This window comes from Paenibacillus sp. 32O-W (assembly GCF_007679495.1).
Lineage (GTDB): Bacteria > Bacillota > Bacilli > Paenibacillales > NBRC-103111 > Paenibacillus_L > Paenibacillus_L residui.
Genome location: NZ_VEGP01000098.1, coordinates 1 through 11,938 on the forward strand (window position 1 = coordinate 1; position 11,938 = coordinate 11,938).

Genomic DNA, 11,938 nt, shown 5'->3' on the forward strand with positions numbered 1-11,938 from the left:
TAAACCGTTACTTTACCGTTCACGCTACAGGTCTGCCCTTTTCAGGCGTAAAGTACCGCGATTCGCAAGACTCAAGTTTCTTATTTTGAAAAAAAAACCGTCCGACTTCTGTCGAACGGTTAATGGTAGCCTGTTTGGTACTTTTTAGTCAATCATAACGGGAATTGAACAGGTTACTCGGCAAGGGCCGCCAATCGGTCTCGAATCTCGATAAGCTGACCTACGTCGATCTTCATTTCCATGGCATCTTTCAAGCCTTGGTAGTGATCCTTCACCATTTGCAGCTCCTTCTGCCCCAATTGCTCCAGCCTGTCTGCGAGTTGACGACCGTAGGCCGTTTGCAGACGTTCCGCGTGAAGGTCCAAGTATTGCTGAATAACCGTACCCAGCTCCGCTTCCAATTGTTGTCTAAGCTTCTCCTTGCCGCCCCCTTCGAAGAAGGACTTGCCGTTCTTAAAGGCCCGTTGCAAGCCCTTGACATCCGGTTCGGGCACCGTCACCGACTCGTCCACCTCCGGCGTATCGAAGGACTCGGCTTCAAAACGATGCGGAGAGTAGCCCGGAAACTTCAGCTCGATGTCTTTCCACAGCTTCTCAAGCTTCTTCTGGGCGAAGGAATTCATAAATTGCTCCAACCGAAGTGTCGTCGCGAGTACTTCCTGAGACAAATTGTAGGAAATCAGCCGCAGCAAATCAAAATAAGCAGCCCTCAATGCCATCCGGATGTCTCTTCCATCCTCATGAAGGGCACCGGGATTGAAAGCGAGATTATAAAATTCCCCGAAACGGAACATCATTCGCTGTTTCACATAGTAGAGAAGCTCTTGGAGCTCCTTCGCCAGTTCGTTGTGTCCCGTCCCGCTCTCGGGAGCCTGAAGGGCTGCAGCTACCTCTGTATATGCATTCTCCAGAGTTAGGAGCCTCCGCTTCCTTTCGCCCTCGCTTTGCTGCGCGCCTTGGATCCATTCCCTCATAGTCCCAACCGCGCGCTGCAATTCATACCGGGCGGAACGGATAGCCATCTCGCTCAGTTCTTCGTAAGTGAAGCGGATAAACTGGCGTTCGAACTCGAGAATGCCCGATTGGCGAAGCAGAAGCGGATCGTTCTGCAGCTTGCCCTCTACTGCCTGCTGGCTGGATACGGGGTAGATTCTCGGGTTTCGGACTCCATGGCTTGTCAGATTGGCTTCCACGTGCTTCACTACCGCATCCAGCTCCTCCGCATCTGCGGCGAGGTCGGCGGCATTGACGATGAAGAACATCTTATCCAGCTCGAAGGAGTCCTTCACCCGGCCAAGCTGCTGCAGAAATTCCCGGTCTGCCTGCGAAAAGGCATGATTGTAATACGTGACGAAGAGAATGGCGTCAGCGTTTTTAATATAATTGAAGGCTACTCCGGTATGTCGTGCGTTAATTGAATCGGCCCCCGGTGTATCCACAAAGACCATGCCCTGCTCCGTCAGCGGATTGCTGTAATAGAGCCGGACCGACTCGACGAAGCAGGATTTCTCCTCCTCCGCCACATAACTTGCAAACTGCTCAAGATCGGCGGTCAGTTCTTTGCCGAGCTTATCTGCAGCGGCACCCCAGCCTTTCTCCACAGCTTTGAGGAAGGCGTAATGCGGTTTCCCGCCCTCGCTTATCTGCTCAGGGTGGATTCCGGCAATGGTACGCAGACATTCTTCCCGGCTACCTCCCGGCTTGCCCAGCACATCCAGCGAGAAGCGGATTTCCTCAAGCACCGCTTCCTCCGTCTTCATGACCACTTTAACCGTTCCATGCGGGCAATCATCCGTCGGCGGCAATATGGTATTGATCGCCGCAGTCGTCGGATTCGGGGAGACCGGTAATATCCGTTCTCCGATCAACGCATTGGCGAAGGATGATTTGCCGGCACTGAATGCGCCGAACAAAGCGACGGTAAACCGGTTGTTTTCCATCCGCTCGGCTTTGTCCAGCATGGAGCGCGATACGTTCTGCAGTGCGGCCAGATCCTTCGTCAAGTTGGCGGCCTGACGAAGAGTATCCGCCATCCGCCGCAGCCGGTTCCGCTGATCCTGAACCCGGTTCGCACTGCTGCTCTCGGTTTCGGCCTCTGACTCTGCCGGAAGCACCTCGGGCTTCTTCATCGCGGAATCCGATGGGGCTGCGGCCACTGGATCGGAAGAACGTTCCCCAGCGAATTCCTCTTCGTTGTAATCGCCGGGGGCGGGCAGCTGCAGCGCTGAACGGGGAAGTGCCCCGCGAGACAGGTTCAGCATCCGCTGCAGCTCTTCCCTCTCCTCCTGCTCGATTTGCTGCAGCCGGCGATGCGACCCTAAGGCCGACTCTAGCTCCATAAGCTCCGCTTCCAGCTGCTGCTGCTCCTTCTGCATTCGCAGGGATAGCTTGCTTATAAGCTCTTCGATAAGCCCGGTGGCCGCTTGCCGGAACATCGTCTTGACCTCCGAAGACAACTGCTTGGAGAAGTTAAGGGTATATTCGTTGGAGAAGACCGCTCCCGTATGAACCTGCTCCGCTATCCAGGAAGCCGGAAGACTAAATTCCAGCTCCTTCAATCGATCCTCTTCCAATTCATTCAACAATTCATGCTTCTCGGCCTGCTGCTTGATGAAATCCTGAAGGTGCCAGCTTAAGCCCGCTTTGATCTTCTCCGCAAAATCAGAATAGAAAGCGTCCAATCGGCTGGAGATTTCTTTCTCCGTCTGTGCCGCTCTTGAGAAAAATCCGACCTTAAACCCAGGCTTGCGGCTTTGCAAATAATGATGCGCCAGATCTCTGGTTGTCGCAGGAGTCAGATTGGCGTTATCAATGATCGAGGAGATCTCCTTCCTCCATTCCGCCTGAAGCTGAAGGGGAAGCTCCTTAAGCCGGTTTAGCTGCTCCTGCTTCTCTTCATATCGCGCTAATGCTTCATCCCCTCCGTCCGCCTGCTCGATCTCGGCCATAAGCCTGGCTTTCTCCTCTTCCCGGGCAGACGCAACAGTAGCGGCATGCTCGCGAATCAGCTGTTCCGAAGAAGCCGCAACGCTCTGATTGCGCAGCGGCTCCGCCATTAGCATCAGCTTGCGAAGCAGCCAGATCAGCTTCGGCCATTCATGGTGCGGATGCTCCGGATGCTTGACCGACAGATACAGGATCCCGTCAGGCGTAATATTCCAGTTGGCGAAGGACTGTCTCACGCTTTCTTTATATTGTTCAAAAGGAAGCTCCGCTTCCCTATGCTTGTCAATCTGGTTAACGATCAGGTATACGGGCTTGCCCCAATCCTGAAGCTGCTTCGTAAATGCAAAATTGGTCTCTGATTGCACATGGTTGTAATCCATCACATAAAAAACGACATCGGCCAAATGCAGCGCCGATTCCGTTGCCATCCGGTGGGCATCGTCCGTAGAGTCGATCCCCGGTGTATCCAACAGTACCGCCCGCTCGCCCAGAAAAGGAATCGGGTAACGAATATCAACGGAACGGATATCCTCCCCATTCTTGCAGTATTCGGATAATTGGTCCGGCTCAATCCGGTCCGGTTGCTCCCGCCCGTTCCGGTACACGGATACTTCCCCTTCTCCATTGCGGATAGACACAATATTGGCACTCGTTGGAATGGGGCTGGACGGCAGCAGCTTCGCCCCGCACAGCCGGTTAATCAAACTGGATTTTCCTGCGGAAAAATGCCCGCAAAAAGCAAAGTACAGCTGACCGGAAGCAAGCTTGGATTCTAGCTGCATCATCTTGTCGGCATGCCGAGAATCCCCCGCAGCCTGCATGTCGGAAGCCAGCTTAGCAATCGTTTCCACACCGTTCATCACGCATTCTCCTGACCCTCTGTTGTCCTAAATAAACAAAAAAACCGAAACGGATTTCGGTTAGAGTGTTGAGGAAGATTTCCTCAATAGACTTTAGACTGCACTTCACCGAAAGGCTTCGGTTTATGGTAGAAACGGACTCCGGATCCGGGGCCTCGACAGGTGTAGTCGAAGGCTCCCGGCGGAGGCTGTTGAAATGGCGCTGCAACCTGAAGGTGTACAGCGGCAACGCCCTTTCAAGGGCCTCGCTCTCCATGTCCTTTCCGGTGGAGGCGCGATCTTGCCCCTCATCCCGGCCGTTTCTAATCGTTATAAGCCATTATAACCGTGTTCTCCGGTTACTAGTGTATCACATTTTCCTCCTCAGGGAGAATAATTTCGAACACATCCCCATGCTGAAGGATAGTCACGTTCTGTTCCTTAACTTTCATCACGACAACGTCCGGCTTCGTTCTCATGCGATCCAGGTAGCTATCCGGCACCTCTCCAGATTCGCTGACGACAATTCCTTCAATCTCTTTCTCCTCGTTTTCGGCAAACGGGGTCTTCATTATTTCTTCATAGATGTCGGAGAACACCGCGAAGTTTTTGGTATAGACTGATATGCATTTCATGTCATCCCATCCTTTTACTGTTGACTTCCTTATCTAGTCTTGACTTCCTTCGTTTTCCTATTCTTCGCAACGTTCATTCTTTTTTTTCCTTCGCGGCACACGTCCAGCAAAGGACAGATGTCACATTGGGGATTCTGCGCCTTACAGTGATATCTTCCGAAAAAGATAAGACGATGGTGAGTTTGGGTCCATTCTTCCAGCGGCACTTTTTTCATTAAAGACTTTTCGACTTCCAGCACCGAGTCATCCGCTTTTGCCAGACCCAGCCGTTTGGATACCCGTTCCACGTGAGTATCCACTGCGATGGCCGGAACTCCAAATGCATTGGAAATAACAACGTTGGCCGTTTTTCGGCCTACGCCGGGCAGCTCTACTAATTGTGAATGCTCTTGCGGAATTTGTCCGTTGTGCTTTTCTATAATGAGTTGACAAAGCTTTTGAATGTTTTTCGCCTTGTTTCTGTATAATCCGATGCTGCGGATATCCTGCTCCAGCTCCTCCAGCGGAACGGCCAAATAATCTTCCGGTGTTGTATATTTACGAAAGAGCGACTTCGTTACTTTGTTGACCGTCTCGTCTGTACATTGAGCGGACAGCAGCACCGCGATCGTCAGCTCGAACGGATTGGAATGGGTCAACTCGCAATGAGCATCCGGAAACATCTTCCCGATTTCATCCAGAATGTGCCGAACCTTTGTTTTATTCATCATCCCGGTCCCCCTTCTCTAACCTTGCGCCCGAACCCCCTACAGTGTAACGAATCCGATTAAGATATTCAATGAGGATATCCAGGCAAAAAATGAACATTTCTAAAACATTGCGCTCAAAAGGAAACCGTCCGAATAAGGATGTTCCTTATTCGGACGGCAAGCTCTATGTCCTGAATTTCGGACAAGCCTGATGGCGGCTCTTGCTTCTCTAGTTACTGGTTATCAGCTTCACTTGCTGGATATTCTTGCCTACGAATGTAATGGCAATCTTCGTTCCAGGCGATAGCTGGGCGAAGGTTATTGCCGTATCTGCGGCAGACAAAATCTTCGCATCATGCGGCAAAGTGTAGTAAAATGCGGAACCATTCTGATCCTTCACGGTCAACTGGCGGCTGGACTCGTTCTTGGCGGTCAGCTCATAGTTGATGGTCTGTTTCTTCTGGATCTGGAAAACGTAATCGTGCTGGTTGCTCATTCCAGCCCGGATCGAATCACCGACCTTCAGATGGTCCAGCGTAAGGTTGTCTTGGTTCAATCCCTCTACCGCCACATACGTATTGAGTTTAAGGTCGACATACTGGCCGTTAGGCATCTTCAGCTTGAGCTCTCTAGTCGTCGGGTTGATCATGGATATGACCCCTTCGTACCCGAAGCTGTACGAAATATTGATCAGCTCGTCCTTACTGTTGTACGTCAAATCCACTTTCTGGCCGATAGGAAACATCTTGTCGAAAGTCTCAATCGCAATTGAAGTTCCATTATAGGTAAGGCTGACTTTATCGTTCAACTCGAAAATCTCGGGCTTGCCGTCGACGATAACGGTCAAATACTTCGACTTGCTGTCATAACTATGAATTGTTGCCATGTAGTTGACCTTTTGCTTCCGTTCCCCGACAAACACCTTCTTCACTTTATCATCGGAACCAAGGTAAACCGTAATATCGTCCCCTTCCTGAAGCTCGGCAATCGAGGAGCTCAGCTTCCAGGGCATGATCACTTCAACGGTATTGGTATCAAACGAATAAGTTCCGAATTGGTTATCCGCAAACTGAATAGTCAAGTAAGGCGCCCGGTTATCCAATTTAATATAATCCAGCTTGCCTTCCTTGATCATCTCTACTTTGGTCGTTACGACTTCCAATTCCACAACGATGTTATTTTCCACGCGGATGCGAACGGTATCTCCTTCAAAGATATGATCCAGAGACCTCATTCCTTCCTTGTAAATGACAGGAAGGTTATCCGCATAAGCATACTCTTGCTTGCCGCCGTCCGTTTCGTTCACGGTCAGTTTCTTACTGTCTTTATTCACAGAGACGAAGGTTCCGACAGCTGTTTTATTGACCGGCGCCTCTTTGATAATAATATGAGCCACTTTCTGGTCGGCGGTGCGGCGAATTTCGATTTTGCTTCCTTTCACAACGGACGAGAGACTTTGGCCCAAACCGTCTTTGTCGGTGACCGAGGTGCCGGACATCAAATCGTATACTTCAGACCTATCTCCAACTTTTAAAGTCAGCTTCATGACGGACAAATCGATATTTTCCACTGTACCTTCGGTCGATTGGTAAGAAACCTGATCCGTCACTTCTATATAATAAGCCGTATTGTCTTGAGCTATCGTATAAACGGTGTATCCGGGTTTGATATCACTCCAGGATATTTTACCGGTACTGCCTTTTCCATAAATAACCGAGCTGGAATTAATAGACAGAGTGCGGGATTGCCCGCGGCTATCGATCAATTGCACAGAATTTCCGGTTATTGCCTGAACCGTTCCCGTTATCACTTTATCGGATTGATAAGAGGAATACTGTTGGGCACGGCTGATGAAGGTGGCCATCTGAGCTCTTGTGACCGACTCCTGGGGACGGAATGTGTTGTCTTCGAAGCCGTCTACAATTTTTAACGACAAGGCTTCATTTATGAACCCGATATTTTCGTCGGATATTTTATTATTGTCCGAAAATCCGGTCGATTGGGATTTCTTCTGATTGGCTTCCTGCTGCTTGTTCACCGAACGAATGACGATCTTAGCCACCCATTCTCTGGAGGCGCTTTTTGTCCCCCAGGACTTGCTGCCCGAAGAGGTATTTGAACCTTCTTCCCCGATGCTGATCAGGCCTTTTTCAATGGCGGTAATAACATATCCGCGGGCATAGTCACTCACCGAGAAAGGCAGCACGTAGTTCTCCGTCTTTAACTTCAGGGCTTCCTGCTCCAGCCCCATTAAACGGATTGCCAGTACAATGACTTCCTCTTGGGATACTTTATCATCGGGAACATATTTCCCTTCGTCCCTTCCTTGAACAATCCCCTGTAGAGCCAGCTTCGTCACAAACTGATGAGCCCAGTGAGATGTCGGCACATCATCAAACTTATAGTTTAAAGCTGCGGCCGCCTGTACCATTCCGCCGGCCGGTTTCCATTCAGCGGCATACGCCCCGCCTGCCTGGCTGCCTACCACCATGGCAGATACTACTAAAGAAACTATCATTTTTTCTGTCTTCTTCTTACCCGATTTCATTCCTCTTCCCCTTTCAGCCTTCAATTCCAGCTTGAGTTATGCTTATTCTATATGCAAATATTCTCTAATGCCTGCCACAATTCCTTCTGCAACCTTGTACTGAAATTCTTCCTGGTACATCAAAGTTTCGTCCTCTACGTTGGACAGATATCCGATTTCCAGCAGAATGGACGGCATCTTGGTTGCCGTAATGACCCGGAAATTATTCTTGCGGACTTTGCGGTCCGGGAAGCCAGTCGCATCCAGAATATGGCGGTGCATGATTTTAGCAAATTCCAGGCTTCGGTCATGCCAGTAATAAGTTTCTGTGCCTCTGATTTCCGGATTGAACTTATTCCCATGAATGGAAATAAACAAGTCGGACTCCTGGCTGTTGGCAAAAGCGGCACGCTCGTCCAATTCAGGGTATGTGTCATCCGATCGGGTCAACAGCGGTTGAATTAGAGGCTCCTTATCCAATAGCTCTTTGACCTTAAGAGTTGTACTCAGCGTAAACTCTTTCTCTTTTCTTCCCGTTAGAGACGAAGCTCCGGGATCCTGACCTCCATGGCCGGCATCAATCACCACTTTGTAAACGAGCGGTTGGAAGTTAACCGTTATCTGATTGGTTGTCGGATCTTCCAGCAGCTTATAGGATGCCTTCGATTTTAAATCAACGACAATTCGAACGGTATACGGGTCGTCCGAATATAAGGCATAACGAATTTGCGACACCATAGGGTGATCCGCAACCTCGATCGTTCCGCTATTTACTCCTGTTTGGGGCACAAGGGCTTGTCCAAGTCTGTAATTGGGAATATCAATGACAAGTCGGCTCGGGCTAAGCAAGGAAAAATGGCTCGGCTTCATTTCCTTCGACCCTTGAATGAGTAACTGTTCGCCATTCATGACGATGGATTCAATAGCGGGAAGGGAGGGATCCGGTGTCGGTTTTACGGTAGGCCCTGTACTGGGCTTCTGGCCATTCTGATCCGTATTGGGATTCGGAGTAGGCTGGGGGCCAGGTGTCTGGTTAAGATCAGGACCAGGGGTTGGATCCGAAGGATCGGTTTCATCTGTGCTTTCCTCTGGCTGCTCTATGATCGGTTCGTTGATCATATGTACGGAACGCGTTTCATTGTCCCACTTAACTTGAAGCCCTAGATTTTCCGCGACAAACCGGACAGGAACAAGTGTGTTTCCCTCGATATTCACCGGAGAAACTTCCAGAGGATAGCCTTTCCCGTCGATGGAAGCATAAGATTTATCGATCCATAGCAGCATCTCGGAATTCGATTTCTGAATCGTCACCTTCTGCTCTTCCTGGGTCCAACTGACCTTCGCGCCCAACTCCTCGGACACAATGCGAATAGGAACCATTGTCGTATCATTCATGATGCGGGAAGCTACCTCAGGGTTTAGCTTCTTCCCGTTCAGATATAGCGGAATCGAATCCTCCGCATATGTGAACTGGGGAAGCAAAAAGATAAATGCAAACAAGGACAACAGGGAGACTACCAGCTTTTTCATCATTCACCTCTGAGTTTAGTAGATTATGCCATACGACGTATAATTAGACGTAATATTTTCCAAAAAGTTGCGAAAAAAGCTCCCTGTCGACAGATTTTTCTGTTTCGACAGGGAGCTTTTTGGGTAGAATGATTATTTAGCCTGGTAATTCCCTATAGGCTCCCGTTATTATCTAGCAATAAGATTTACAATAATCTGGCTTGATGCTTCTCCTCATAAGCGGCGATTTTGTCGCTATGCTGCAGAGTCAGGCCGATATCGTCCAGTCCAAGCAGCAGGAACTGACGCCGATGCTCATCCAGATCAAACGAAAGATTAAGCCCTTGGTTATCGGTAATGCTCTTATTCTCCAGATCGATAGTCAGCTGATAGCCTTCATTGGCAGCCGTGAGCTCAAACAGCTTCTGAACTTCTTCTTCCGAAAGCTTGATAGGCAGAATTCCGTTTTTAAAGCAGTTGTTATAGAAAATATCCGCAAAAGACGGAGCGATGATCACTTTAAAGCCATAGTCCAGAATGGCCCAAGGCGCGTGCTCACGGGAAGATCCGCATCCGAAGTTGGCCCGGGAGATCAGAATGGATGCTCCGTCATAACGGGGCTTGTTTAATTCGAAATTCGGATTGACTTGCCCGCTCTCATCAAAACGCCATTCGTAGAACAGAAATTGTCCGAAGCCGGTTCTTTCTATTCTTTTGAGAAATTGTTTCGGGATGATCGCGTCCGTATCCACATTCACACGGTCCACGGGAGCTACCACTCCGGTATGCTTTTTAAAAGGTTCCATATCTAGCAACTCCTCTTATTCTTTTAGTTAAATTGCCAATTGCGCACGTCGACGAAACGTCCTTCGATAGCAGCCGCAGCCGCCATTGCCGGCGAAACAAGATGTGTCCGTCCTCCGCGTCCTTGACGGCCTTCAAAGTTCCGGTTGGAGGTCGAGGCGCATCTCTCGCCGGGGCTCAGGACATCCGGGTTCATCGCCAGACACATGCTGCAGCCCGCATCGCGCCATTCGAATCCGGCCTCAATGAAGATTTTGTCCAAGCCTTCCTTCTCCGCTTGAATCTTGACGCGTCCCGAACCGGGAACGACGATCGCATTCACATTAGGAGATACTTTGTAGCCTTTGGCTACCGAAGCCGCCGCACGCAAGTCTTCGATTCTTCCATTCGTACAGGAGCCGATGAAGACCCGGTCCACTTTCAACTCCGTCATCGGGGTTCCGGGAGTAAGTCCCATATATTCAAGGGCTTTTTCCGCTGCTTTTCTTTCATTCTCCGTAGCAAAATCTTGTGGATTGGGCACCGAGGAGTCGATGCTTGTTCCCATACCCGGGCTAGTACCCCAGGTCACTTGAGGAATAAGGGAGTCGGCATCAAACTCAACCACACAGTCATATACGGCACCTTCATCCGTTACAAGACTCTTCCATTCTTGAACGGCCTTTTCGAATGCTTCGCCTTGGGGCACGTATTCGCGACCGCGCAAGTATTCGAACGTCGTTTCGTCCGGAGCGATCAGACCCGCGCGAGCGCCTGCCTCGATCGACATATTGCAGACGGTCATCCGCTCTTCCATGGATAAGGAACGAATCGCTTCCCCGGTATACTCGATAACATATCCGGTAGCGAAGTCCGTGCCGTACTTGGCAATGATACCCAGAATCAAGTCTTTAGCCGTTACGCCGGGGCTCAGCTTGCCGTTCACGCGAACCTCCATCGTCTTCGACTTGGATTGCTGCAGGCACTGAGTAGCAAGCACATGCTCAACTTCACTCGTTCCAATCCCGAAGGCAAGCGCACCGAAGGCTCCGTGCGTGGAGGTATGGCTGTCTCCGCATACAATGGTCTTCCCGGGGTGTGTCAATCCGAGCTCAGGCCCCATGACATGGACAACCCCTTGATCCGTGCTTTCCAAATCAAACAGCTTCACACCGAAATCGGCGCAGTTCTTGGACAGGGTGTCGATTTGCTGCTTGGAAATAGGGTCGGCAATATTGAAACGGTCCTTGGTAGGAACGTTATGGTCCATCGTCGCAAAGGTCAAATCCGGACGGCGCACCTTGCGCCCGGCCAAACGAAGCCCTTCGAAAGCTTGCGGCGACGTCACTTCATGCACCAGGTGCAGATCAATATAAATGATGCCAGGCTTTCCTTCTTCCTGATGAATGATGTGTTGGTCCCAAATTTTTTCGTACATCGTTTTTTTCGACATCTTTTTCACCTCTACGAAAATTCTCCATCGATAAAGATCATCCATATTCGATTAATACCTATAGTAACATCTCTCTCTTGATTGTTCCAAGATATAATATCTATAAGTTTTATAGGAAATTAATATAAAGACTCTCTTTATTCCGTATTCCGCCTATAAGCGGGGGGCGCTTGATCTCTAATCGATCGTTCAAGCCGCTTTTTGCGCCCACTGCACTCCGACAAGAAAGTGCTCAATCATCCGACAAGAAAAGACATCGACATTCCGCCAAACATGGTTCTCATGAGACTCGCCGTAAGCATATAACTGTCTCCCTCTAATCTACCTTGAAAATCCGTCTATTTTACCGTCTGCAGGCATCGTTGCAAGCGGAGTGGCACGTCTAACTGTATTTTGTACAGGTAGATTCAAGCGAATGGGTGAAAATGATCAAACTAACTGGATAAACTACAGTTAAAATGGGCAACTTTGGGCGAAACCGCTGTTTTGGCGCAAACTAGCTGTAGGTTTTCCAGTTAGTTTCCATATTTCTTCCGAATATAGAAATCTAACTGTAT

7 protein-coding genes are annotated in these 11,938 nt (G+C 49.7%); all 7 read right to left on the minus strand.

Annotated features, from left to right (window positions below; all coding sequences use genetic code 11):
• Positions 1-173: 173 nt before the first annotated feature.
• Positions 174-3,806 carry a dynamin family protein gene (locus FS806_RS23765; RefSeq protein ID WP_144941651.1) on the minus strand — a complete coding sequence of 1,211 codons (3,633 nt, stop codon included), beginning with the start codon at positions 3,804-3,806 and terminating at the stop codon, positions 174-176.
• 341 nt (positions 3,807-4,147) lie between these two features.
• Positions 4,148-4,420 carry an NAD/NADP transhydrogenase alpha subunit gene (locus FS806_RS23770; protein WP_144941653.1) on the minus strand — a complete coding sequence of 91 codons (273 nt, stop codon included), beginning with the start codon at positions 4,418-4,420 and terminating at the stop codon, positions 4,148-4,150.
• Positions 4,421-4,449: 29 nt separating this feature from the next.
• Complete coding sequence (gene nth, locus FS806_RS23775; RefSeq protein WP_144941661.1) at positions 4,450-5,127, minus strand: endonuclease III; 678 nt, start codon at positions 5,125-5,127, stop codon at positions 4,450-4,452.
• Positions 5,128-5,338: 211 nt separating this feature from the next.
• Positions 5,339-7,657: an S-layer homology domain-containing protein gene (locus tag FS806_RS23780; protein ID WP_144941655.1), complete on the minus strand. Its 2,319-nt coding sequence runs from the start codon at positions 7,655-7,657 to the stop codon at positions 5,339-5,341.
• A gap of 42 nt (positions 7,658-7,699) precedes the next feature.
• On the minus strand, positions 7,700-9,169 hold the full coding sequence (locus FS806_RS23785) for an N-acetylmuramoyl-L-alanine amidase family protein (protein WP_144941657.1): 1,470 nt from the start codon (positions 9,167-9,169) through the stop codon (positions 7,700-7,702).
• Between the two features lie 182 nt (positions 9,170-9,351).
• The gene (gene leuD / locus FS806_RS23790) at positions 9,352-9,951 is read right to left on the minus strand and encodes a 3-isopropylmalate dehydratase small subunit (RefSeq protein WP_144941659.1); all 600 of its coding nucleotides are present in this window, start codon (positions 9,949-9,951) and stop codon (positions 9,352-9,354) included.
• A gap of 23 nt (positions 9,952-9,974) precedes the next feature.
• Positions 9,975-11,381, minus strand: coding sequence for a 3-isopropylmalate dehydratase large subunit (gene leuC / locus FS806_RS23795; protein WP_144941660.1), 1,407 nt, complete (start codon positions 11,379-11,381; stop codon positions 9,975-9,977).
• Between the last annotated feature and the right edge of the window lie 557 nt (positions 11,382-11,938).

Excerpts from the sequence above, each read along its gene's own strand:
- FS806_RS23765 (WP_144941651.1), bottom strand. The coding sequence starts at position 3,806 with ATGAACGGTGTGGAAACGATTGCTAAGCTGGCTTCCGACATGCAGGCT.
- FS806_RS23770 (WP_144941653.1), bottom strand. The coding sequence starts at position 4,420 with ATGAAATGCATATCAGTCTATACCAAAAACTTCGCGGTGTTCTCCGAC.
- nth (WP_144941661.1), bottom strand. The coding sequence starts at position 5,127 with ATGAATAAAACAAAGGTTCGGCACATTCTGGATGAAATCGGGAAGATG.
- FS806_RS23780 (WP_144941655.1), bottom strand. The coding sequence starts at position 7,657 with ATGAAATCGGGTAAGAAGAAGACAGAAAAAATGATAGTTTCTTTAGTA.
- FS806_RS23785 (WP_144941657.1), bottom strand. The coding sequence starts at position 9,169 with ATGATGAAAAAGCTGGTAGTCTCCCTGTTGTCCTTGTTTGCATTTATC.
- leuD (WP_144941659.1), bottom strand. The coding sequence starts at position 9,951 with ATGGAACCTTTTAAAAAGCATACCGGAGTGGTAGCTCCCGTGGACCGT.
- leuC (WP_144941660.1), bottom strand. The coding sequence starts at position 11,381 with ATGTCGAAAAAAACGATGTACGAAAAAATTTGGGACCAACACATCATT.